Annotated in this window: 23 protein-coding genes; 5 read left to right on the forward strand and 18 right to left on the reverse strand. The window is 67.3% G+C overall.

Translation table 11 applies throughout. The annotated features are described in order from the left end of the window. From tatB to N8I71_RS17195, 5 genes are all read right to left on the reverse strand, one after another. A partial coding sequence (tatB, locus tag N8I71_RS17175; RefSeq protein ID WP_262879249.1) for a Sec-independent protein translocase protein TatB occupies window positions 1–427 on the reverse strand: 427 nt, incomplete at its 3' end. A gap of 56 nt (window positions 428–483) precedes the next feature. Beyond that, window positions 484–711, reverse strand: a complete 228-nt coding sequence (locus tag N8I71_RS17180) for a twin-arginine translocase TatA/TatE family subunit (RefSeq protein ID WP_262879250.1) — start codon at window positions 709–711, stop codon at window positions 484–486. A 225-nt stretch (window positions 712–936) separates the two neighbouring features. Next, complete coding sequence (locus N8I71_RS17185; RefSeq protein WP_262879251.1) at window positions 937–2,019, reverse strand: ABC transporter ATP-binding protein; 1,083 nt, start codon at window positions 2,017–2,019, stop codon at window positions 937–939. A gap of 70 nt (window positions 2,020–2,089) precedes the next feature. Continuing rightward, window positions 2,090–3,223 carry a hypothetical protein gene (locus N8I71_RS17190; protein ID WP_262879252.1) on the reverse strand — a complete coding sequence of 378 codons (1,134 nt, stop codon included), beginning with the start codon at window positions 3,221–3,223 and terminating at the stop codon, window positions 2,090–2,092. A gap of 14 nt (window positions 3,224–3,237) precedes the next feature. Then, window positions 3,238–4,017: an SDR family oxidoreductase gene (locus N8I71_RS17195; protein WP_262879253.1), complete on the reverse strand. Its 780-nt coding sequence runs from the start codon at window positions 4,015–4,017 to the stop codon at window positions 3,238–3,240. Window positions 4,018–4,139: 122 nt separating this feature from the next. Here N8I71_RS17195 and N8I71_RS17200 point away from each other — a divergent pair, with 122 nt between their 5' ends. From N8I71_RS17200 to N8I71_RS17220, 5 genes are all read left to right on the forward strand, one after another. Beyond that, on the forward strand, window positions 4,140–5,192 hold the full coding sequence (locus N8I71_RS17200; protein ID WP_262879254.1) for a Hint domain-containing protein: 1,053 nt from the start codon (window positions 4,140–4,142) through the stop codon (window positions 5,190–5,192). 164 nt (window positions 5,193–5,356) lie between these two features. After that, the gene (locus N8I71_RS17205) at window positions 5,357–6,979 is read left to right on the forward strand and encodes a peptide chain release factor 3 (RefSeq protein ID WP_262879255.1); all 1,623 of its coding nucleotides are present in this window, start codon (window positions 5,357–5,359) and stop codon (window positions 6,977–6,979) included. Between the two features lie 65 nt (window positions 6,980–7,044). After that, entirely contained in the window at window positions 7,045–7,380 is a 336-nt protein-coding gene (locus N8I71_RS17210) for a VOC family protein (protein ID WP_262879256.1), read from the forward strand. Between the two features lie 13 nt (window positions 7,381–7,393). Continuing rightward, window positions 7,394–8,020, forward strand: coding sequence for a hypothetical protein (locus N8I71_RS17215; RefSeq protein ID WP_262879257.1), 627 nt, complete (start codon window positions 7,394–7,396; stop codon window positions 8,018–8,020). 195 nt (window positions 8,021–8,215) lie between these two features. Continuing rightward, window positions 8,216–9,973, forward strand: a complete 1,758-nt coding sequence (locus N8I71_RS17220; RefSeq protein ID WP_262879258.1) for a DEAD/DEAH box helicase — start codon at window positions 8,216–8,218, stop codon at window positions 9,971–9,973. A 9-nt stretch (window positions 9,974–9,982) separates the two neighbouring features. Here the strand turns inward: N8I71_RS17220 and N8I71_RS17225 are convergent, their stop codons facing one another. The 13 genes from N8I71_RS17225 to N8I71_RS17285 form a co-directional block, all read right to left on the reverse strand. Further along, window positions 9,983–10,312: a hypothetical protein gene (locus tag N8I71_RS17225; protein ID WP_262879259.1), complete on the reverse strand. Its 330-nt coding sequence runs from the start codon at window positions 10,310–10,312 to the stop codon at window positions 9,983–9,985. An 80-nt stretch (window positions 10,313–10,392) separates the two neighbouring features. Further along, a complete protein-coding gene (locus N8I71_RS17230) occupies window positions 10,393–12,069 on the reverse strand; it encodes a ribonuclease J (RefSeq protein ID WP_262879260.1) in 1,677 nt (558 codons plus the stop codon). Beyond that, a complete protein-coding gene (locus N8I71_RS17235; protein WP_262879261.1) occupies window positions 12,066–12,845 on the reverse strand; it encodes a type III pantothenate kinase in 780 nt (259 codons plus the stop codon). Before N8I71_RS17235 ends, N8I71_RS17230 begins: the two co-directional genes overlap by 4 nt. Before the next feature lie 40 nt (window positions 12,846–12,885). Further along, entirely contained in the window at window positions 12,886–13,650 is a 765-nt protein-coding gene (locus N8I71_RS17240) for a biotin--[acetyl-CoA-carboxylase] ligase (RefSeq protein WP_262879262.1), read from the reverse strand. A 1-nt stretch (window position 13,651) separates the two neighbouring features. Continuing rightward, complete coding sequence (nuoN, locus tag N8I71_RS17245) at window positions 13,652–15,091, reverse strand: NADH-quinone oxidoreductase subunit NuoN (RefSeq protein ID WP_262879263.1); 1,440 nt, start codon at window positions 15,089–15,091, stop codon at window positions 13,652–13,654. A 10-nt stretch (window positions 15,092–15,101) separates the two neighbouring features. Continuing rightward, complete coding sequence (locus N8I71_RS17250; RefSeq protein ID WP_262879264.1) at window positions 15,102–16,646, reverse strand: NADH-quinone oxidoreductase subunit M; 1,545 nt, start codon at window positions 16,644–16,646, stop codon at window positions 15,102–15,104. Window positions 16,647–16,655: 9 nt separating this feature from the next. Continuing rightward, a complete protein-coding gene (gene nuoL, locus N8I71_RS17255) occupies window positions 16,656–18,809 on the reverse strand; it encodes an NADH-quinone oxidoreductase subunit L (RefSeq protein ID WP_262879265.1) in 2,154 nt (717 codons plus the stop codon). 7 nt (window positions 18,810–18,816) lie between these two features. After that, window positions 18,817–19,125 (reverse strand): NADH-quinone oxidoreductase subunit NuoK, encoded by a 309-nt coding sequence (gene nuoK, locus N8I71_RS17260; protein ID WP_262879266.1) that lies wholly within the window; start codon window positions 19,123–19,125, stop codon window positions 18,817–18,819. Window positions 19,126–19,227: 102 nt separating this feature from the next. Next, window positions 19,228–19,842: an NADH-quinone oxidoreductase subunit J gene (locus N8I71_RS17265; protein WP_262879267.1), complete on the reverse strand. Its 615-nt coding sequence runs from the start codon at window positions 19,840–19,842 to the stop codon at window positions 19,228–19,230. Between the two features lies 1 nt (window position 19,843). Continuing rightward, window positions 19,844–20,257, reverse strand: coding sequence for a carboxymuconolactone decarboxylase family protein (locus N8I71_RS17270; RefSeq protein WP_262879268.1), 414 nt, complete (start codon window positions 20,255–20,257; stop codon window positions 19,844–19,846). Continuing rightward, on the reverse strand, window positions 20,254–20,748 hold the full coding sequence (gene nuoI, locus N8I71_RS17275; protein WP_262879269.1) for an NADH-quinone oxidoreductase subunit NuoI: 495 nt from the start codon (window positions 20,746–20,748) through the stop codon (window positions 20,254–20,256). Before nuoI ends, N8I71_RS17270 begins: the two co-directional genes overlap by 4 nt. A gap of 1 nt (window position 20,749) precedes the next feature. Continuing rightward, entirely contained in the window at window positions 20,750–21,787 is a 1,038-nt protein-coding gene (gene nuoH / locus N8I71_RS17280; protein WP_262879270.1) for an NADH-quinone oxidoreductase subunit NuoH, read from the reverse strand. A 9-nt stretch (window positions 21,788–21,796) separates the two neighbouring features. Next, window positions 21,797–22,159: a hypothetical protein gene (locus tag N8I71_RS17285; RefSeq protein ID WP_262879333.1), complete on the reverse strand. Its 363-nt coding sequence runs from the start codon at window positions 22,157–22,159 to the stop codon at window positions 21,797–21,799. Window positions 22,160–22,172: the final 13 nt, after the last annotated feature.

The following is a 22,172-nucleotide window of genomic DNA, read 5'->3' on the forward strand; positions in this document are numbered from 1 at the left end:
CGGCCGCGGGCGAGGCAGGCGCCGCCGCGGGCGCAGCGGCCTCGCTGCGCGCCGCCTTCAGCGCCTCGGCCTTCTCGCGCGCGGTGGCGGCGGCGGCGTTGCGTTTTTCGGCAGCCTCGCGCGTATGGCTGCCTTCGGGATACTTCTCGATGTCGAGATCGCCGAAGGCGTCCTTCAGCGCGTCCTTGCCGGCCTTCGCGGGGTTCCGCGTATAGCTTGCCGCCTTGCGGAGATCGCGGTTGAGCTCGGTCATGCCGCTTTCGTCCGCGGCCTGGTCCATGGCGCGCTGGAAGTCGCGCGCCATCGCACGGATGCGCCCCGTGAACTGACCGAGCCGCCGGAACATGATCGGCAGGTCCTTGGGCCCCACGACGATCAGCGCGACGATGCCGATCAGGAGCAATTCCATCCAGCCGATATCAGGCATCGCCGTGGCCCCTCAGTGAATCGACCCGGTGCACGGTCGGGCAGGTCCGGGCGGGATCAGGCGTTGTCGCGCTCGCGTTCCGGCGTGACGTCGCGGGCCGTGCCCCCGTCCGCCGCGCTGGACGCGTTCTCGATCTCGTCGGTCGAGTCCTTCACGCCGCGCTTGAAGGCCGTGATCCCCTTGCCGACCTCGCCCATGAGGCTTGCGATCTTGCCCCGGCCGAAGAGCACGAGAACCACGACCGCGATCAGCAGGAGGCCTGCCGGTCCGATGTTGTTGAGCATGTTCGTCTCCCTCCGCGGCCGCGCGCGCCTCCGGCGTCCCGCACACCGCCTGTGACAGCATTCTGTCTCCCATAGGTATGGTCTCGTCCCGGGAGATCAAAGCCCCAAATGAAAAGATGGGGGCGGTCTTCCGTTTACAGGCTCCGGCCCTGTCCCCGCAAGGGCAGAACCGGTGGGCCGTGCCGGAACCGGCCGCCGTCGCGCCGCTCGGCGCATGTCCCGGCCTCAGTCGCGATGCGGGAAAACGAAACAGCGGTCGCGCCGCACCGACAGCCAGAGCGGGGTGCCGGCCTTGGGCAGGAAGACGTTCGGCACCGTGGCCTTGAGCGTGCGCCCGTCGAAATCCATCACGAATTCCACGAGGCTTTCATGTCCCATGAAACGGGCGCGCTGCACCACGCCGCGCGCGGGCGTGCCATCCTGCGGCGTCGGGTTCGGGCCCCGCCCGCCACGGTCGAAGTCGATCTTCACGTGCTGCGGCCGAAAGACGATATCGACCACGCTTTCGTCGGCATGTCCGGGCGCAAGGAACTCGCCGAAGGCCGTGGTCGTCAGCGCGCCGCGCACCGTGCCCGTCACCACGTTGATATCGCTGAAGAACGCCGCCGCCGCCTGATCGCAGGGCGCGTTGTAAACGTTGTAGGGCGCGCCGACCTGTACGATCCGCCCACCGCGCATCAGCGCGATCTGGTCGGCCATCCGCATGGCCTCCTCGGGCTCGTGGGTGACAAGCACCACCGCCGTCCCCTCGTCTTTCAGAAGCTGGAGCGTCTCGTCGCGGATGCCGTCGCGCAGCCGGTTGTCGAGGCCCGAGAAGGGCTCGTCCATCAGCATGATGCGCGGACGCGGTGCCATGGCGCGGGCGAGCGCCACGCGCTGCTGCTCGCCGCCCGACAGCATGTGCGGCGCCTTGTCGGCATAGCCACGCAGGTCCACCCGGTCGAGAAGCTCGGTCACGCGCCGTTGCACGTCCGCGCGACTGCCGGACAGGCCGAAGGCGATGTTCTGCCCCACGCTGAGATGCGGAAACAGCGCGAAGTCCTGGAAGATGAGGCCGACGCTGCGCCGTTCGGGCGGCAGGTGATCCACGTCGTCGGACAGGACCGCGCCGTCGGCGAGAATGCGGCCCGCCGTCTGCCGCTCGATCCCGGCGATGGTCCGGAGCACGGTGGACTTGCCGCAGCCCGACGGACCGAGGAGGCACAGGATCTCGCCCGCGCCCACGCGGAACGAGACGTCGCGCACCACGTCGCGGCCATCGAACTGGCAGCGGATGCGGTCGACCTCGAGGCGTGGCGGGTTGAGCATGGGTGCGCCAATGACCGATTGTTTCAATCGGGTTTGGCAGGTAGCAGGCTCGCCCTATGGTGGCAAGAAGTCACTCCGGCCGCAGGTCGATCACCGTTTCGGCCCGGATCACGCCATTCACCTGCAACGCGACGCGGTGGGGACCGGGCACCAGCGAATAGGTCGTGGCGTCGCCCTTGAACCGATGGACCTTCTGCAATGTCAGCGGACGGCCCGCGCGGAGCGTCGCGATCTTCAGCTTGTGGACCTTTGCGCTCTCGCGCCCACCTGGGCGGCGGAACCAGACGACGTAGTCGACGAGGACCGGCGTCTCGCGCGGCGCCGTGAGCGTGGCCGACAGGGTGGCCGCACTCCCGATCCGCGGGGCGACCGGTTCAACCCCGAAACTCGCCACCTCGACCTCCGCATGCGGGTCGTAGCCAAGCGTCGCCATGGCGTCGGGATGCCCCTGCTTTACCAGGGTGCGCAGCGCGTGGCGCGTCATCCAGTCCAGCTCGGCCCGCGCCTGCCGCCCTTCCCCGTGCCAGCCGCGCAGCATCTCGACCACGCGGCCCGCGTCGATCTTCGCAAGGTCGTTCAGGTGGTTCGCGACCGAGCGCGTGACATAGCGCGCGGGATCGGCGTGCAGCGCATCGAGAAGCGGCAGCATGCCCATCGGATCGACCTCGATCCGCTTCGCCCATGGCAACGCGGGACGGGTGCCTTCGCTCACGAGGCGGCGGACGTGGTAGTTCTCGTGCCCCGTCCAGCAATGAAGCCGGGACATGACCGGATCGGGAAAGGCATTGAGGAAGGGGCGGATGTAGAACTCCATGGAAAACCGCCTTGTGGCGGCCTCGAGGAGGTCGAGCGCGCGCGGCAGATGCGCCACGCTCATCCCGTGGCGGACGGCAAGCACGCCCGGGACCGCGTGGATGAACTGACCGAAGTCATTATCGCTCCGCGTCGGGTCGAGCGGAGGCGGCATCGCCGCCTCCAGCTGGTCGGCCATGGTGGGGAAATCCGGGGCGAGATGGGGCTCGAGGCAGTCCGCGATCCAGTCGATCCGGTCGAGCAGCGTCCGCTCCGCCAGTCCCTTCAGCACCCGGTCGAGGAAAGCCTCTGCCGGGAACCCCGGCAGCCCGGCCGCGTATTCGGCGGCGAGCTGACCGAGGGTGTCGGCGTTGAAGAGCTGGTCCTTGAGGGAGAAGCCGCCCTCGGACATTCCGTTGCCGCCCGTCAGATCGTGGCGTTGGTCTGGCCGCCGTCGAGCAGGACGTTCTGCCCCACGATGAAGCCCGCGTGCTCCGAGCAGAGGAACGCACACATCGCCCCGAATTCCTCGATGGTGCCGTAGCGACCCGTGGGGATGGCCGACAGCCGGATCTTGCGCGCCTCTTCCATCGACACGTTCTGCGCCTTCGCCACGCCCGTCTCCAGCGCGATGACGCGGTCGGTGTCATGCGAGCCGGGCAGGAGGTTGTTGATGTTCACGCCCTTGGCCGCGACTTGCCGCGCGGTGCCGGCGACAAACCCCGTCAGCCCGGTGCGCGCCGCGTTCGACAGGCCCAAGGCCGGGATCGGCGCCTTGACGGACTGCGACGTGATGTTGACGACCCGGCCCCATCCCCGGTCGATCATGCCGGGCAGAAGCGCGGTCATCAGCGCGATCGGCGTCAGCATGTTGGCGTCGAGCGCCTTGATGAAATCGTCCCGGTCCCAGTCGGACCACAGGCCCGGCGGCGGGCCGCCTGCATTCGTCACGAGGATGTCGATGTCGCCCGCCGCGGCGAGGACCTTGGCGCGGCCTTCCTCGGTGGTGATGTCGCAGGCGACCGCCGTCACCTCGACGCCGTGGGCCGCGCGGATCGCCTCGGCCGTCGCCTCGAGCGCCTCGGCGCCGCGCGCGTTCAGGACGAGGTCGACACCCTCGGCCGCCAGCGCCTCGGCGCAGCCGCGCCCCAGTCCCTTCGATGAGGCGCAAACCAGCGCGCGCCGTCCCCTGATACCCAGATCCATGGCAAGCTAACTCCCCTTTGTCGGTTTGGCCCCCCGATAGCAGCCCTCCGCGGGCACGGCCAGCCTTGACCGGAATGCCCGCCGCGGCCTAGGCCGTCAGAAGCCACCGGGGGGCCATGCCCATGACGCGCCACACCGCCCTGTTCCGCTTCGACGCCTATCCGGCGACGGCGTTCCGCGCGGTCTCGGGCGCAAACCAGGGCGATCCCATCGGCATCGGAGAGGCCGCGGTGCCCGGCGACACCTACCGCCTCCCGCGCAGTGCCGTCATGAGCCGGCTGGCGATCGCGGATGGCGGTCCCGGCATCCCGTCCGGGGCCTGCGTCGCCGACAGCTCGGAGATCGGCCGACCGGGTGCCCCGATCGCGATTGCAGCATGCGCCATGTTCATGGGCCGGGACGGGCGGGCCGTCGAGATCCTCCTCGTTGATCTGGGGCGGCCGGAGGAGGAGGAGGAGGCGGAGCGGCTGCTGCTGCCGCTTGCCGCGCTTCGGCCGGATACGGAGTACGAGTTGCTGGACTGCGAGACCGGGAGCGCGCCGGGTCGCTTCGCGGACATAGCCTCGGCGAGTTTCCTTGCCGGAACCCACCTGACGATGGATGACGGACGGCAGGTTCTGGTCGAGGACCTGAGGGTCGGCGACCGGCTACTCACGCGGCTGCACGGTCCCCGCAGGATCCGCTGGATCGGTCAGCAGACGCGGCGGGCGACGGGTGCCGCGGCTCCGGTGCGGATCACGGCCGGCACGCTCAACACCGCGCGCGACCTGCGCCTGAGCCCGCAGCACCGGCTTTTCATCTGGCAGCGCCATGACGCGGTCGGCGCGGGGCGCGCCGAGCTTCTGGTGCGGGCAGGCCTCCTCGTGAACGGAACGACCGTTCTTCGCGAGGAAGGCGGACACATGGACAGCTACCAACTGGTCTTCGACGGGCACGAGATCATCTTCGCCGAGGGCATCGCGGTGGAGAGCATGCTGGTCACCGGGCCGTCCCAGGCACTTCTGCCGGCCGATCTCGACCTCGGCGATCTGCGCGCCGAGCAGCGCGACGCGGCGGACATCGAGATCGACGAGGCAACCCTCGGGCCCGGCGAGGATGCGGCCGAACGACTTGGACGGGCGAGCCGGGGCGAGACGCGTGAGACCCTTCCGCCGCCGGGGCCCGACGAGGCCTGATTGATGGGCGCGCGTCGCGCGGCAAGATGGCTGGCGCCTCCTCGCGGCCATTGCAGCCGGGCACCGGATGACCGAAGCCCGGCCGCCGCATCCCGGGGCACTGCGCGTGGAGACCGGCGAAACGGCGATTGTCGGCCGGGCGCGGGGTCTCTATATCCGCGGCCATGCCCGACACGCTCCACACAAACCGCCCTGCCCTCCCGTCCGAGATCGCGCGACGCCGGACCTTCGCGATCATCTCGCACCCGGACGCTGGCAAGACGACGCTGACCGAGAAGTTCCTTCTCTACGGCGGCGCGATCCAGATGGCGGGACAGGTGCGCGCCAAGGGCGAGGCGCGGCGCACGCGCTCGGACTTCATGAAGATGGAACAGGACCGCGGCATCTCGGTTTCTGCCTCGGCCATGTCCTTCGATTTCGCCACGCCCGAGCGCGCCTTTCGCTTCAACCTCGTGGACACGCCCGGCCACAGCGATTTCTCCGAGGACACCTATCGCACGCTGACGGCCGTCGATGCCGCCATCATGGTGATCGACGGCGCCAAGGGCGTGGAAAGCCAGACGCAGAAGCTGTTCGAGGTCTGCCGCCTGCGCGACCTGCCGATCCTGACCTTCTGCAACAAGATGGACCGCGAGAGCCGGGACACTTTCGAGATCATCGACGAGATCCAGGAAAACCTCGCCATCGACGTGACGCCGGCGAGCTGGCCGATCGGGATGGGCCGCGAGTTTCTCGGCTGCTACGACCTGATCCACGACCGGCTGGAACTGATGGACCGCGCCGACCGGAACAAGGTGGCCGAGTCGGTCAAGATGCAGGGCCTCGACGACCCGAAACTTGCCGAGCACATTCCCGCGCAACTTCTGGACAAGCTCCGCGAGGAGGTCGAGATGGCGCGCGAGCTGCTGCCGCCGATGGACCGCACGGCTTTCCTGCAGGGCACGCTGACGCCGATCTGGTTCGGCTCGGCCATCAACTCCTTCGGGGTGAAGGAGCTGATGGACGGCATCGCCGAATACGGGCCGGAGCCGCAGGTCCAGAACGCCGAGCCGCGCGAGGTGGCGCCGGAGGAAACCAAGGTCTCCGGCTTCGTGTTCAAGGTGCAGGCCAACATGGACCCCAAGCACCGCGACCGCGTGGCCTTCGTGCGGCTGGCCTCTGGCCATTTCCAGCGCGGCATGAAGCTGACGCATGTGCGCTCGAAGAAGCCCATGGCGATCACGAACCCGGTGCTCTTCCTCGCCTCGGACCGCGAACTGGCCGAGGAGGCCTGGGCCGGCGACATCATCGGCATTCCGAACCACGGGCAGCTGCGCATCGGCGACGCGCTGACCGAGGGCGAGGCCCTGCGGTTCACCGGCATCCCCTCCTTCGCGCCCGAGCTTCTGCAAAGCTGCCGCGCGGGTGACCCGATGAAGGCCAAGCACCTCGACAAGGCGCTGATGCAGTTCGCCGAGGAAGGCGCGGCCAAGGTCTTCAAGCCGATGATCGGCTCGGGCTTCATCGTCGGCGTCGTGGGCGCGCTTCAGTTCGAGGTTCTGGCGAGCCGGATCGAGATCGAATACGGCCTGCCTGTCCGCTTCGAGCCGTCGCAGTTCACCTCGGCGCGCTGGGTCTCGGGCCCGAAGGACAAGGTCGAGGCCTTCGTCGCCGCCAACAAGCAGCACATGGCCGCCGACAACGATGGCGACCCGGTCTACCTCACGCGGATGCAGTGGGACATCGACCGCGTGGTGCGGGACTATCCGGACGTGACCCTGTCGGCGACGAAGGAACTGATGGTCTGAGCCATGCGTTGACATGGTCGGAGGGATGGCCGAGCGTGAACATTTAGTGAACACAAAGGTGCCCCATGACCGTGTCCCGCATGCCGATCGACTACGTTGAATTCACCTCTCCGTCGCTGGAGGAAACCCAAGGCTTCTTTGCAGCCGCCTTCGGCTGGGAATTCGTGGAATACGGGCCGGACTACCGCGACATCCGGGGCGCAGGCACGGGCGGAGGGTTGGAACGCGGCGAGGCGCGGGCGCCGCTCATCGTCCTGCGCACCGAGGATCTGGAGGCCGCTCTGGAGCGTGTGCGCGCCGCGGGCGCCGAGATCACGCGCGACATCTTCAGCTTTCCCGGTGGACGCAGGTTCGAGTTCACCGCGCCCGGTGGGATCGCGATGGCCGTCTGGACCACGTGATCGCGGGATCGGGATGCGGCGCCCACGCCTCCAGAACCGGGTCCTGCCCACGGGCGAGATCGTCGCGGACCCCGCGCGCGGGCTCTTCACGGGCAACCGCGGCATCCTGCACCGCCCTGACGGCACGTTTGGGACAAGCCGCTGGGCGCACAAGCACTGGATCGTCTGCACCCTGACCCATCCGCGCGGGACTTATCACGGGCCGATGCCGGCGCGGGGGTGGACGGCGCTGTTCTTCCTCGACGAGGCCGTGGCGCTCGCCGCCGGGCACCGCCCATGCGCCGAGTGCCGGCGGGAGGCTTTCCTGCGGTTCCGCGAAGCCTGGTCCCGTGCCTCGGGCGAAGCCGCACGGGCGCCCGGGATGGACGAGGCGCTGCACCGGGCACGCGTCCTGCGGACCCGCGCGCAGAAGCGGCACGAAGCGCCGCTTGCCGGCCTGCCCGACGGCACGTTCGTCCTTAAGGATGGCCGTCCCTGCCTGGTCCTCGGCGACGCGCTGCTGCCCTTTTCGCCCGGCGGCTACGGCGTCCCGCTCCCGCGTCGAGAAGGCCGGGCCACGGTCCTGACGCCCGCGCCCGCCGTCGCGGCCCTCAGGGCGGGCTATGCGCCCGTGCTCCACCCTTCCGCATTCGGGGGCTGACAAGGCACAGGCACATCCGGCGTCACGGGCCGCGAAAACGCGATGCCGCTTGGAATTTGACCCACTCCCCCTTTTGCGTTATGTGCCCCGGCAAGGCTGCGATAGGCGCAGACCACGACGCGGAGCGCGCCGGACCATTGCGCTCCATCTTCTCCCGCCGCGAAGGCATGTTCCTTCGGGCCAGCATGGACGCACATGACGAGCTTTTCCGACCTCAACCTTAACCCCAAGGTTCTCAAGGCCGTGGCCGAAGCAGGCTACGAAACCCCCACCCCGATCCAGCTGGGCGCCATTCCCCCGGCGCTGGAGGGACGCGATGTCCTCGGCATCGCGCAGACCGGCACCGGCAAGACGGCGAGCTTCACGCTGCCGATGATCACGGCGCTGGCCCGCGGCCGCGCCCGCGCACGAATGCCGCGAAGCCTCGTGCTGTGCCCCACGCGCGAGCTTGCGGCCCAGGTGGCCGAGAACTTCGACACGTACGCGAAATACGTGAAGCTGACGAAGGCGCTGCTGATCGGCGGCGTCAGCTTCAAGGAGCAGGACCAGCTGATCGACAAGGGCGTGGACGTCCTGATCGCGACGCCCGGCCGCCTGCTGGATCATTTCGAGCGCGGCAAGCTAATCCTGACCGACGTGAAGGTCATGGTCGTGGACGAGGCCGACCGGATGCTCGACATGGGCTTCATCCCGGATATCGAGCGGATCTTCGGCCTGGTGCCCTTCACCCGCCAGACCCTGTTCTTCTCGGCCACGATGGCCCCCGAGATCGAGCGGATCACGAACACCTTCCTTTCGAACCCGGCCCGGATCGAGGTCGCGCGTCAGGCCAGCGCCTCGGCCACGATCGAGCAGCGGCTGATCGAGTTCACGCCGACCCGCCGCGACACCGCGGCCTCGGACAAGCGCGAGATGCTGCGCGCCACGATCAACGCCGAGGGTCCGGCCTGCACCAACGCGATCATCTTCTGCAACCGCAAGGTGGACGTGGATATCGTCGCGAAGTCCCTCAAGAAGCATGGCTTCAACGCCGAGGCGATTCATGGCGACCTCGACCAGAGCCACCGGACGCGCACGCTGGACGGGTTCCGCGACGGATCGATACGGTTCCTCGTTGCCTCCGACGTGGCCGCGCGGGGTCTCGACATCCCGAACGTGAGCCATGTCCTGAACTACGACGTGCCGAGCCATGCGGAGGATTACGTCCACCGTATCGGGCGAACCGGCCGCGCGGGCCGCAAGGGCGTGGCGATCTCGCTCGCCGTGCCGGCGGACGGCAAGTATCTCAGCGCCATCGAAAGCCTGATCGAAACGACGATCCCGCGCGTCGAGGCGCCCTGGACGCCGGGAGGCGCGCAGCGCCGCGACCGCCGTTCCGAGGAGACCGAGGATCGCGATGAGGCGCCGACGAAACGCCGCCGCCGCAGCGGTCGGCCCGAGCGCGAGGCCCGAACCGAGGCCCGCGCCGAGGCGCCGGCCGAACCGGTCCAGGCATCAGAGGTGACAGAGACCAAAGCGGCGAAAGAGCTGCCGGCAACCGAGGTCGAGGCCGAAAACGACCGGCGCCCGCGTCGGGACCGCGGCGGCCGCGGACGGTATGGCAACGGCGACCGCAACCGGATCGTCGGCATGGGAGATCATCTTCCGGGCTTCATCGCGATGAGTTTCGACGAACGGCGCGGCGGTCCTGCGCGGAGCGACGACGACACCGCCGAGGAGTCGGACGCGGAAGCCGTCGAGCAAGAGGCCACCGAAGCCACACCGCAGGCAGTCGCCGCCCCCGAGGCAGCGGCTGCAACCGAGGCACCCGCCGAACCCGCGGCAGAAGCGGAAGCCGAGGCCGAAGCGCCGAAACCCGCGCCCAAGAAGCGCCGCAGCCGGGCGAAGAAGCCCGTCGAGACGCCTGCCGAGGGGTCGGAAGGCCCGGATGGGAATGCCGAGGACGCGGCCTGAGCCGTCGCGTCAGGTCGGGAACCGGTCTCGGATCAACGCGTCGAGGGCGCGCCTGCTGAACTCGGTCAACTCGAAGAGATAGGCGGCGCGCGCGCCGTCGCTCCAGGCCCGCCGTGCGCGGTAGAGCCCAAGCGCGGGGATATGGATCACCGCGTGCGGGGCCGCCGACGGCGCCGGCCCGTTGGACAGCACCATCTCCACCCCGGATGCCGAAAGCGACGTGACCCGGCAAGGGTGTGCGTCCCCGGCCACGCGAAGCTCGGCCGGCAGGTCGAGCTGTAGTCGGCAGGCCGGTTCTTCCCCCGGAGGAAGGGGCGCATCGGGCAGAAGGATCGACAAGTCGGCACCTCGTCAGGGGCAGGACGCTCGCCCTACCCCACCACAGGTGCGTTACGGGAAGATGAAAGGCGGCGCCGCGCTCACTCCGCCATCAGGCGGCTGATGAGGACGGTGACCTCGGGTTTCTTGCCGATCTCCGACATGCAGGTCTCGCGCACGACACGCCGGACCGCATCCTCCAGCTTGTCGTCGTCGTCGATGGTCTTCGCCGGCAGCCGCGGAAGCGTCTGAGCCAGTTCCTCCTCGATCATCTGTGCGAGGTCCCCGCCGGTCGCCCCGACCTCGGGCAAGCCGCGCAACGCGACCCAGGCATCCTCGAGGATCTCGTCCTCCTCGTCGACGATTAGGGCGACGACCACGATCCCGTTCAGCGCAAGCTTCATCCGGTCGCGGATGACACCGTCGAACGCCCCGATCAGGGCGGAGCCGTCTAGGTAGGTCTTGCCCACCTCGATATGCTCCACGACCTGCGGCGCGTTGCCCGACAACTCCACCATGGAGCCGTTGGCGGCGACGATTCCCGTCATCCCCTTCGACAGGGCCAGGCGCACATGTTCCGCCAGGTGCCGGTATTCGCCGTGGTTCGGCACCACGATCTGCGGACGAAGGAGATCATGGAGCGCCTCGAGGTCCGGACGGTTCGCGTGGCCCGAGACGTGATAGAAACCGGCGGTATCGTCGACGATCAGCACGCCCTTCTCGGCCAGCGCGTTCTGGATGCGTGCCACGCCGACCTCGTTGCCGGGGATCGTCTTGGAGGAGAAGAGGAACAGGTCCCCCTCCTTCAGTTCGTGGCCGAGGTAGCTGCCACGCGACAGTGCGGCCGAGGCCGCGCGGCGTTCGCCCTGGCTGCCCGTGACGATGAGCATGAGGTTCTCGCGCGGGATTTCCGTCGCCTCCTCGGGGCTGAGGGTACGGGGGAAATCGGTGAGGACACCCGCCTCCACCGCCGCGGTCACCATTCGCTTCATCGCGCGGCCGAGCAGGCAGATCGAGCGGCCGTTGGCCACACCCGCATCCGCGAGCGTCTTAAGCCGCGCGACGTTCGAGGCGAAGGTGGTCGCCACGACCATGCCCTTCGCGCCCGCGATCAGCTTTCCGATCGGGTCGGGAAGCTGGCTTTCCGACCGCCCTTCATGGCGCGAGAAGATGTTGGTGGAATCGCAGATCACCGCGCGCACGCCGCCATTGGCGATGTCGCGGAACAGTTCCTCGTCGAAGGGCTCGCCCACGACCGGTTCATGGTCGATCTTGAAGTCGCCGGAATGGACCACGCGGCCCTCGGGCGTGTCGATCACCAAAGCCGAGCTTTCGGGGATCGAATGGCTCACGGGCGCGAACTGCACACGGAAGGGACCGGCCTCGACGACCGCCGGGTAAGGCTCCACTACCCGGACCTCGGCGGGGTCCTGCCCGGTTTCCTCCAGCTTGCGCATGGCGTGGATGGCGGTGAAGCGCCGGCAATAGACCGGCGCCTTCAACCGCGGCCAGAGATGGCCGAGCGCGCCGACATGGTCCTCGTGGGCATGGGTGATGAAGATCGCCTCGATCCGGTCGGCGCGGTCGGCCAGCCAGTCGATGTCGGGAAGGATCAGGTCCACGCCCGGCTGTCCGTCCATGTCGGGGAACGCCACGCCCGTGTCCACGACGATCAGCCGCTCGGCCCCCTGGGTGCCATAGCCGTAGACGTAGCAATTCATCCCGATCTCCCCCGCGCCGCCGAGGGGGAGGTAGATCAGCCGGTTCCGGTCATTCATATGCTGCCTTGGTCCTTGTTGTATCGATGGATGACCGTCAGGCCATGCATGGTCAGATCGTCCTCGATCCCGTCGAACAGCACATCGCCCTGTGAGAAGAGCGATGCAAGCCCCCCCGTCCCGATGATGCGCATGGGGCGGTCGTATTCGCCCCGGATGCGGTCGCAGATGCCGCCCACGAGACCCACGTAGCCCCAGAAGACGCCCGACTGCATGCAAGCGACCGTGTTGGTTCCGATCACCTGCTGGGGCTTGGTCACGTCCACATGCGGCAGCGCGGCGGCGGCGTGGTGCAGCGCCTCGAGGCTGAGGTTGACGCCGGGCGCGATGACACCGCCCACGTAGGCGCCGTCATGGGCCACCACGTCGAACGTCGTGGCGGTCCCGAAATCCACCACGATCAGGTCGCCGCCGTGCCGGTCGTAGGCACCCGCCGTATTCACGAGACGGTCGGGGCCGACCTGAGTTCCCTCGTCGACGCGCGGTATCGCGGGCAGCAGGCATTCCGGCTTGCCCACGACGAGCGGGCGGCAGTTGAAGTACCGGTCGCACAGGACGCGCAGGTTGAAGACCACGCGCGGCACCGTCGAGGAGAGGATGCACTCGGTGATCTCGACCGGCAGCTTGTGGTGCGCCATCAGGGTAGAGAACCAGACGAAATACTGGTCCGCCGTCCGCTGGTGTTCGGTCGCGGTGCGCAGCGTGCAGACGAAGCGCTCTCCGTCCCAGACGCTGAAGACCGTGTTGGTATTGCCGCAATCGATGCAAAGCAGCATGGGCCATCCCTCCTGCGCCCTTGGGTGAAGTACCGGGACCTTAGAAGAAAATCTCGGCCGCGGCGATGGTCCTGCGCCCCTCCGGCGTCGCCATGACGAGGTTTCCCGCGGCATCCACGTCGGTGAAGGTGCCGGTGATCTCCTCGCCCGGAAGCCGCGCGATGATCGTCTCGCCCAGCCGCGCGGCATGGGAGAGCCAGGCGGTGCGGATCGGGGCGAAGCCGTAGGTCGCCAGGTGCGCCTCGTGACGCGCGAAGGCGGGCGCGAGGAGGCCGAGGAACGCTTCGGGCGCGATGGCGATGCCGGTTTCCCCACGGAAGCTGACCGGGGTGACCGCACCGGGTTCGAGCGCCGAGACCTCGGGCGCCGCGGCGAGGTTCACGCCGATGCCGACGACAAGCTGCGCGACCCCGCCCCGCCCGTCGCCGGCGCTTTCCAGCAGGATACCGGCTATCTTGCCGCCCCGGAAAAGGACGTCGTTCGGCCACTTGAGCGCGATGTCGTCCTCCGCCGCCCCGGCGTCCAGAAGCGCGTCGCTCAGGGCGAGCGATGCCACGAAGGAGCGGAGCGCGGCCTCGGCCGCTGTGCCCTTGGGGCGCATGAGCAGCGAGGCGGCGAAATTCCCCTCGGGCATGGACCAGGTCCGCCCCCGTCGCCCCCGCGCCGCCGTCTGGCGGAGCGCGAGCGTCCATTCCGGGCCGGCCGTCTCGGCGGCCCGGCGCGCGGCCTCGGCCATCGTGCTGTCGGTTTCGGTCAGGACGCGGCGGCCGACGCCCTCGGGCCAGTCCGCCACGGCTCCCGGCATGTCAGCGCAGCAGCATTTCGGCGGCGGCGGCCGCCGGGGACTCGATCCCGAAAAGGTTGATGACCCCCAGAAGCATCAGCGCCGCCGATGCCATGAGACCCGCGTAGGGCAGGAACGGCATCGTGCCGTCGAGACCCTCCTGCGGTTCCCCGAAATACATCAGGTAGACGATGCGCAGGTAGTAGAAGGCGCCGATTACCGAGGCGATGACGCCCGCCACGGCCAGCCAAACGAGGCCCGCGTCGACCGCAGCCAGCAAGACCGCGTACTTGCCGAAGAAGCCGACCAGCGGCGGCACGCCCGCGAGGCTGAACATCAGGACGAGAAGTGCCAGCGCCTTGGTGCCGTCGCGGCTGGCGAAGCTCGACAGCGCCGAGATGCGCGTGACGTGGCGGCCGTCCTTCTCCATCGACAGGATGAAGGCGAAGGTGCCGACGTTCATCGTCACGTAGATCGCCATGTAGATCAGCATGGCCTCGACCCCCTCGGCCGTGCCGGCGGCGAGACCCATGAGCGCGAAGCCCATGTGGCTGATCGAGGAATAGGCCATCAGGCGCTTGATGTCGGTCTGGCCGATCGCGGCGATGGCGCCGACGAACATCGACAGGACCGCGAGCAGCGCCACGATCTGCTGCCAGTCACCGATCGCGCCGCCGAAAGCGTCGTGCACGACACGCGCGAAGAGCGCCATCGCCGCGACCTTGGGCGCCGTCGCGAAGAGCGCCGTAATGGCGGTCGGCGAACCCTCGTAGACATCTGGGGTCCACATGTGGAAGGGCGCGGCCGAGACCTTGAAGGCAAGGCCCGCCATGACGAAGACGAGACCGAAGAGAAGGCCGAGCGTCATCTCGCCTTCCTTCGCCGTGCCGATGATTCCCGCGAACTCCGTCGTGCCGGCGAAGCCGTAGACGAGCGAGGCGCCGAACAGCAGAAGGCCGGAGGAGAGCGCGCCGAGGATGAAGTATTTCAGGCCCGCCTCGGTCGAGCGCACGCTGTCGCGGCGGAGCGAGGCGATCACGTAGAGGGCGAGCGACTGAAGCTCCAGTCCCATGTAGAGCGCGATGAGGTCGCCGGCCGAGACCATCACCATCATGCCCACCACGGCGAGGGTCACGAGGACCGGATACTCGAACCGCAGCAGGTTGTTGCGCGTCATGTAGTCCTGCCCGATCAGCAGGACGGCGGCGGCGGAGAGCAGGACCGTCACCTTGGCGAAGCGGGCGAAGGCGTCGTCGACGAACATCCCTTCGAAGGCCACACGCTCGCCGTTGCCCGTGATGGCGATGTAGACGCCCATGATCGCGAAGAGGAGCGCGGTGCCCCAGGTCAGGGCGGGCGCAAGACCGTCCTTGGAGGTGTAGACCGCCCCCAGAAGCGCCCCCATCGCGAACAGCGACAGGACGATTTCGGGGAGGATGACGGCGAGATCGGGACCGAGCATGGCGATCACCTCAATGGTTCGCGGCGACGAGGCTGTCGGGCACGTGGGCCGCGAGCGCCAGGTCGTATTGCGTGATGAGCGCCTCGACCGAAGGTCCGATCACGTCGGTGATCAGGCTCGGATAGACGCCGAGAAGCAGGGTCATGACGACGAGGGGCGCGAAGATCGCCCGCTCGCGCCGGTCCATGTCGGTGATGGACTTCAGGCTTTCCTTGATGAGGTCGCCGAAGACGACACGGCGGTAGAGCCAGAGCGCGTAGCAGGCGCTCAGGATCACACCGGTCGCCGCGAAGACGCCGACCCAGGTGTTGACCTGGAAGACCCCCATCAGCGTCAGGAACTCGCCGACGAAGCCCGAGGTGCCGGGAAGGCCCACGTTCGCCATCGTGAAGAGCATGAAGACCAGCGCATAGGCCGGCATCCGCACCACGAGGCCGCCATAGGCGTCGATGTCGCGGGTGTGCATCCGGTCGTAGATCACGCCGACGCAGAGGAAGAGTGCGCCCGAGACGAACCCGTGGGAGATCATCTGGAAGATCGCGCCGTCGATGCCCTGCTGGTTCGCGGCGAAGATGCCCATGGTGACGAAACCCATGTGCGCGACCGACGAATAGGCGATGAGCTTCTTCATGTCCTCCTGCACCATCGCGACCAGCGAGGTGTAGACGATGGCGATCACGCTCAGCCACAGGACCAGCGGCGCCATCAGGTCCGAGGCGACCGGGAACATCGGCAGCGAAAAGCGCAGGAAGCCGTAGCCGCCCATCTTCAGGAGGATCGCCGCCAGCACCACCGAGCCCGCTGTCGGCGCCTGCACGTGGGCGTCGGGCAGCCAGGTGTGGACCGGCCACATCGGCATCTTCACCGCGAAGGAGGCGAAGAAGGCCAGCCAGAGAAGCGTCTGCATCCCGCCCACGATGTGCCAACCCAGGATCGAGACCGTGCCCGTCGGGAACTGGTGGCCGAGAAGCGCCGGGATGTCCGTCGTCCCCGCCTCGACATACATCGCGATCATCGCGACCAGCATCAGCACCGAGCCGAGGAAGGTGTAGAGGAAGAACTTGAACGCGGCGTAGATCCGGTTCTTGCCGCCCCAGATCCCGATGATGAGGAACATCGGAATGAGGCCCGCCTCGAAGAAGAGGTAGAACAGCACGAGGTCGAGCGCCACGAAGACACCGATCATCAGCGTCTCGAGCACGAGAAGCGCGATCATGTATTCCTTCACGCGGTGCGTGACGCCCCAGCACGACGCGACCGTGATCGGCATTAGGAACGTGGTCAGCAGTACGAAGAGAACGCTGATCCCGTCCACGCCCACCTTGTACTGCAGCCCGAAGAGCCATTCGGTCTCCTCGACGAGCTGGAAGCCGGTGTCGCTCGGGTCGAACTGCACCAGGATGAAGAGCGAGACGAGGAAGGTCGCCGCCGTCGCCGCGAAGGCGAGGCGCTTGGCGTTGAGCTGCGCCGCTTCGTCATCGCCGCGCAGGAACACCGCCATGATGACCGCTGCCACGAGCGGCAGGAAGGTGACGATCGAGAGAAGGTTGTCCATGGGTCGGTCTCAGCCCCCGGCGCTCAGGCTTGCCCAGGTGATCAGGACAACGATCCCGACCACCATCGCGAAGGCGTAATGGAAGATGTAGCCGGACTGCGCCCGGTTCAGCGTGCGGGTGAAGAAGGGGATGATCCCCATGGCGAGCCCGTTGATCCCGCCATCGATCACCGCGCCGTCGCCGCCCTTCCACAGGAACCGGCCGAGCCACCGCGCGGGCCGCACGAAGAGGAAGTCGTAGGCCTCGTCGAAGTACCACTTGTTCAGAAGGAAGTTGTACAGCGGCCGCTGGCTCGCCGCGAGGCGCTTGGGTGCAGTGGGATCGAGAATGTAGAACCAGACCGCCGTCAGGAAGCCGAGGATCATGGCCGCGAAGGGGCTCCACTTCACCCAGAGCGGCACGTAATGCGCCTCGTTCAGCACGTCGTTGTCGGGGGCGGCATGGATCGCGCCCTCGCCGGGCGGGCTGGTGAAGACGTAGTGGTGGTCGGACCCGTGGCCCTCCGCCGCCGCGGCTTCCCCGCCATGCGTGTCTGCGGCCGCTTCGCCATGGGTATCGGCCGCGGCCTCGCCATGCGTGCCGGCGGCCGCTTCGTCTCCGTGCCCGCCCTCGGCATAGGCATCCGCGTACTCGACGCCGAAGAACGTGGCGACCTGGTCGGTCTTGCCGAAGAAGGAGTTGTACCAGACGACGCCCGCGAAGACCGCGCCGACGGCAAGAACGCCGAGGGGGGCCAGCATCGTCCAGGGGCTTTCATGGGCGTGCTCGTGGGTGTGCCTGTTGCCCCGCGCCTCGCCGAAGAAGGTCAGGAAGATCAGCCGCCAGGAATAGAAGCTGGTGAAGACCGCCGCGATGATCAGCGCCCAGAAGGCGAAAGACCCCAGGTCCCCGCCGAAGGCATAGGCGCTTTCGACCACGGCATCCTTCGAGAAGAAGCCCGCGAAGCCGAGATAGGTCGTGGGAATGCCGACGCCCGTGATGGCGAGCGTCCCGATCATCATGGCCCAGAACGTGTAGGGGATCTTCTTTCTCAGACCGCCGTAGTTCCGCATGTCCTGCTCGTGGTGCATCGCGTGGATGACCGAGCCCGCGCCGAGAAACAGCATCGCCTTGAAGAAGGCGTGGGTGAAGAGGTGGAACATCGCCACCGAGTAGACGCCGACGCCTGCCGCCACGAACATGTAGCCCAGCTGCGAGCAGGTCGAATAGGCGATCACGCGCTTGATGTCGTTCTGCACGAGGCCGACCGTCGCCGCGAAGAAGGCGGTCGTCGCGCCGATGATGATGATGAAGTTGCCCGCCATGGGCGCGTATTCGATGATCGGCGACATGCGGCAGACGAGGAAGACACCGGCCGTCACCATGGTCGCCGCGTGGATCAGGGCCGAGACCGGCGTCGGGCCTTCCATCGCGTCCGGCAGCCAGGTGTGCAGCAGAAGCTGCGCCGACTTGCCCATCGCGCCGATGAAGAGAAGGAAGGCGATCGTCTCGGCGGCGTTCAGTTCCATCCCGAGGAAGGTGATCGTCATCTCCGCGAACTCGGCCCCCATGGGCAGGATCACGTCGAACTGGATCGAGTCCGCCATCCAGAAGATCGCGAAGATCCCCAGGAGAAAGCCGAAGTCGCCGACCCGGTTGACGATGAAGGCCTTCATCGCTGCGGCACCCGCCGAGGGCTTGCGGTAATAGAATCCGATCAGGAGGTAGGAGGCGACGCCAACCCCTTCCCAGCCGAAGAAGAGCTGCAGGAGGTTGTCGGCCGTCACCAGCATCAACATGGCGAAGGTGAAGAACGACAGGTACGCGAAGAAGCGCGGCCGGTAGCTCTCGCCCTCCTTGAAGTTGTCGTCATGCGCCATGTAGCCGAAGGAATACAGGTGCACGAGCGCCGAGACCGAGGTGATGACGATCAGCATGATCGCCGTCAGTCGGTCGATCCGGATCGCCCAGTCGGTGAAGAGCGTCCCGCTCTCGATCCAGGTGAAGAGGCTGCGCGTCTCGGTCACGCCGTCGAACGTCAGGAAGACGACCCAGCTCAGCACCATGGCGAGGAACAGAAGACCCGTCGCCACCGCGCAGGCCGCCTGTTCGCCGATGAGCCGCCAGGTGAAACCGCAGATGATCGCGCCGACCAGTGGGGCAAAGAGGAGAATGGTTTCCATGGCTCTCTCAGCCCTTCATGTTCGAGACGTCTTCGACCGCGATGGTGCCGCGGTTGCGGAAGAAGCAGACGAGGATCGCAAGGCCGATGGCGGCCTCGGCCGCGGCGACGGTCAGGATGAACAGGGTGAAGACCTGTCCCGTGAGGTCGCCGAGGAAGGAGGAGAAGGCAACGAGGTTGATGTTCACCGACAGAAGCATCAGCTCGATCGACATCAGGATGATGATGACGTTCTTCCGGTTCAGGAAGATGCCGAAGATCCCGATGACGAAGAGCGTCGCCGCCACCGTCAGGTAGTGTTCAAGACCGATCGTCATGTCGTCCCTCCGGGGGCCACGCCCCCATGGTCGTTCGTATCGTGCCGCGGTTGGCCGCGGTCGTGTCCGGGTCTCCGCGCGCGCGGAGGCCGGGGGAGGCGCCTAGAGACCCTGCCCCGGTTTCACGTCCTTCAGTTCCATCGCCTTGGCCGGGTCGCGGTACATCTGCGCCAGCACGTCCTGCCGCTTGATGTCAGCGCGGTGCCGCAGCGTCAGAACGATCGCGCCCACCATCGCCACCAGCAGGATCAGGCCCGAAAGCTGGAACAGCAGGAAATACCGGTCGTACAGGATGAGGCCCAGCGCCTCGGTGTTGTGCGCCTCGGAAAGCGGCGGCGCGGGATTGCCGAGCCGCGCGTCGATCCCGTCGGAGAAGGTCCAGCTTCCGTAAGCCAGCACGAGCTGCATCAGGAGCACGACGCCGATCAGCCCGCCGAGCGGAACGTATTTCGCCATCTCCGCCTTCAGCCCGGCGAAATCGACGTCGAGCATCATCACGACGAAGAGGAACAGGACCGCGACCGCGCCCACGTAGACGATGACCAGAAGCATCGCGACGAACTCCGCGCCCAGAAGGACGAAGAGGCCCGCCGCCGACAGGAAGGCGAGGATCAGCCACAGGACCGAGTGAACCGGGTTCTTCGCCGTCACGGTCAGAAGCCCGCCGATCACCACCGGCAGCGCGAACATGTAGAAGGCGAAATCGGCGACCGTCATCTCACTCCTCCGCGGCCTCGATGGCCTGCTGTGCCAGTTCCATGGCCTTGTTCATCGCGGGCACGCCGCCGAACATGGCGGCCATGGCGATGGCCTCGGCCACTTCCTGCTTGGTCGCGCCCGCCTCGATCGCGTGGCGCACGGTCAGGCGGATCTGCGCCTCGGCGACGGCGCCTTGGATCGTCAGGCCCTGCAGCGTCAGCAGAAGCCGCGTCTTCGCGTCCAGCCCCTCGGGATTGAACTGCTTGCCCAGGAAGGCCTCGAGCATCTCCGAGGGCACCGTCGGCCAGAGCTTGTCCATGTTCGCCATGTTGAAGCTCGCCATGGCGGGGTTCACGGCCTTGACCCATTCCTGGGCCATCTCCTGGGTCTGGCGGAACAGCGCTTCGAACGGGTTCTGGGAATTGTCGGTCATCGGTAGGGCGCATCCAGTTCGAGGTTGCGGGCGATCTCGGCCTCCCAGCGGTCGCCGTTCTCCAGAAGCTTGGCCTTGTCGTAGAACAGCTCCTCGCGGGTCTCGGTGGCGAATTCGAAGTTCGGGCCCTCGACGATGGCATCGACCGGGCACGCCTCCTGGCAGAAGCCGCAGTAGATGCACTTCGTCATGTCGATGTCGTAGCGCGTGGTCCGGCGGCTGCCGTCCTCGCGCGGTTCGGCGTCGATGGTGATGGCCTGCGCCGGGCAGATCGCCTCGCAGAGCTTGCAGGCGATGCAGCGTTCCTCGCCGTTGGGATAGCGGCGCAGCGCATGCTCGCCCCGGAAACGCGGGGAAAGCGGCCCCTTCTCGTGCGGGTAGTTCACCGTCACCTTGGGCGCGAAGAAGTACTTCAGCCCAAGGGCGAGCCCCTTCAGCATGTCCTGCATCAGGAAGTACTTCGTGGCGCGGGTCCAGTCGATCTGGGTCATGTCAGCCTCCGATCGCCCAACGGGCGTAAAAGCCGCCGAACACCTCGAACTTCGCGAGGAAGGCCACGATCACCACCCAGGCCAGCGACATGGGAAGGAACACCTTCCAGCCGATCCGCATAAGCTGATCGTAGCGGTAGCGGGGCACCACGGCCTTCACCATCGCGAAGAGGAAGAAGAAGAGCGCCATCTTCGCCACCATCCACAGCGGGCTGTCGGGGATGAAGGGGATGGGCGAAAGCCAGCCGCCGAAGAACAGGAGCGTCATCAGCGCGCACATCAGGAAGATGGCGATGTATTCGCCGGCCATGAACAGAAGGAACGGCGTGGAGGAGTACTCCACCTGGTAGCCGGCCACGAGTTCCGATTCCGCCTCGGGCAGGTCGAAGGGCGGGCGGTTCGTTTCGGCCAGCGCGGAGACGAAGAACAGCACCACCATCGGCAGATGCGGCAGCCAGTACCAGCCGAACAGCCCGTATCCCGTATCCTGCGCGTTCACGATTGCGCCGAAGTTCATCGAGCCGGTGGAGATGATGACGCCCACGATGATGAGGCCGATGGAGACCTCGTAGGAGATCATCTGCGCCGCCGACCGGAGCGAGCCGAGGAACGGATATTTCGAGTTCGACGCCCAGCCGCCCATGATCACGCCGTAGACCTCGAGCGAGGAGACGGCGAAGACATAGAGGATGGCGACGTTGATGTCGGCCAGCACCCAGCCGTCGTTGAACGGGATCACCGCCCAGGCGATCATCGCCAGCACGAAGGACGTCATCGGCGCCAGCATGAAGACCGGCCGGTCCGCGCCCGCCGGGATCACGACTTCCTTCACCACGTACTTGAGCGCGTCGGCCACCGTCTGCAGGAGCCCGAAGGCCCCCACCACGTTCGGCCCGCGACGCATCTGGACCGCGGCCCAGATCTTGCGGTCGCCGTAGACGAGGAACAGCAGCGAGATCATCACGAAGCCGATGACCAGCAGGCTTTGTGCCGCGAGGGTCACGATCAGCCCCGGAGTGGTCGAAAAGAAGCCGTCCATGGGTCGTCCTCAAACCGTCGGTATGCCTTGCTCGGCGCAGTCCGCCACCGTCACTTCGGCGTCGATCGTCTGCAACCCCCGCGGGAGCGTCGGCGAGACGGTGTAAACCGCATCCGCGGCCCGAACGCCACCCTCTTCGTACACATTTGTGCGCACATGTCGCGCAAAGCCGTAGCCCCGGATCAGCGCGTATTGCGCGGCGGCGCAGCGCGTGTAGGCGATCAGGTCGTCGCCCGTCGCGGGCCCCGTCATCCGCACCGTCAGGTTCACGATCTCGTCGTCCAGAAGCCGCGTCTCGACCCCCCCGTAACGCACCGCGCGATCAGGGACGGCGGATGGCTCCGGCGCCGGCTGGCACGCCGCGAGGATCATGGGCAGGACGCCC

It is taken from the genome of Roseicyclus sediminis (assembly GCF_025515305.1).
Lineage (GTDB): Bacteria > Pseudomonadota > Alphaproteobacteria > Rhodobacterales > Rhodobacteraceae > Roseibacterium > Roseibacterium sediminis.

Coding starts and splice junctions, on each gene's coding strand:
- N8I71_RS17180 (WP_262879250.1), bottom strand. CDS start 711: ATGCTCAACAACATCGGACCGGCAGGCCTCCTGCTGATCGCGGTCGTG.
- N8I71_RS17185 (WP_262879251.1), bottom strand. CDS start 2,019: ATGCTCAACCCGCCACGCCTCGAGGTCGACCGCATCCGCTGCCAGTTC.
- N8I71_RS17190 (WP_262879252.1), bottom strand. CDS start 3,223: ATGTCCGAGGGCGGCTTCTCCCTCAAGGACCAGCTCTTCAACGCCGAC.
- N8I71_RS17195 (WP_262879253.1), bottom strand. CDS start 4,017: ATGGATCTGGGTATCAGGGGACGGCGCGCGCTGGTTTGCGCCTCATCG.
- N8I71_RS17200 (WP_262879254.1), top strand. CDS start 4,140: ATGACGCGCCACACCGCCCTGTTCCGCTTCGACGCCTATCCGGCGACG.
- N8I71_RS17205 (WP_262879255.1), top strand. CDS start 5,357: ATGCCCGACACGCTCCACACAAACCGCCCTGCCCTCCCGTCCGAGATC.
- N8I71_RS17210 (WP_262879256.1), top strand. CDS start 7,045: ATGACCGTGTCCCGCATGCCGATCGACTACGTTGAATTCACCTCTCCG.
- N8I71_RS17215 (WP_262879257.1), top strand. CDS start 7,394: ATGCGGCGCCCACGCCTCCAGAACCGGGTCCTGCCCACGGGCGAGATC.
- N8I71_RS17220 (WP_262879258.1), top strand. CDS start 8,216: ATGACGAGCTTTTCCGACCTCAACCTTAACCCCAAGGTTCTCAAGGCC.
- N8I71_RS17230 (WP_262879260.1), bottom strand. CDS start 12,069: ATGAATGACCGGAACCGGCTGATCTACCTCCCCCTCGGCGGCGCGGGG.
- N8I71_RS17235 (WP_262879261.1), bottom strand. CDS start 12,845: ATGCTGCTTTGCATCGATTGCGGCAATACCAACACGGTCTTCAGCGTC.
- N8I71_RS17240 (WP_262879262.1), bottom strand. CDS start 13,650: ATGCCGGGAGCCGTGGCGGACTGGCCCGAGGGCGTCGGCCGCCGCGTC.
- nuoN (WP_262879263.1), bottom strand. CDS start 15,091: ATGCTCGGTCCCGATCTCGCCGTCATCCTCCCCGAAATCGTCCTGTCG.
- N8I71_RS17250 (WP_262879264.1), bottom strand. CDS start 16,646: ATGGACAACCTTCTCTCGATCGTCACCTTCCTGCCGCTCGTGGCAGCG.
- nuoL (WP_262879265.1), bottom strand. CDS start 18,809: ATGGAAACCATTCTCCTCTTTGCCCCACTGGTCGGCGCGATCATCTGC.
- nuoK (WP_262879266.1), bottom strand. CDS start 19,125: ATGACGATCGGTCTTGAACACTACCTGACGGTGGCGGCGACGCTCTTC.
- N8I71_RS17265 (WP_262879267.1), bottom strand. CDS start 19,842: ATGACGGTCGCCGATTTCGCCTTCTACATGTTCGCGCTGCCGGTGGTG.
- N8I71_RS17270 (WP_262879268.1), bottom strand. CDS start 20,257: ATGACCGACAATTCCCAGAACCCGTTCGAAGCGCTGTTCCGCCAGACC.
- nuoI (WP_262879269.1), bottom strand. CDS start 20,748: ATGACCCAGATCGACTGGACCCGCGCCACGAAGTACTTCCTGATGCAG.
- nuoH (WP_262879270.1), bottom strand. CDS start 21,787: ATGGACGGCTTCTTTTCGACCACTCCGGGGCTGATCGTGACCCTCGCG.
- N8I71_RS17285 (WP_262879333.1), bottom strand. CDS start 22,159: ATGATCCTCGCGGCGTGCCAGCCGGCGCCGGAGCCATCCGCCGTCCCT.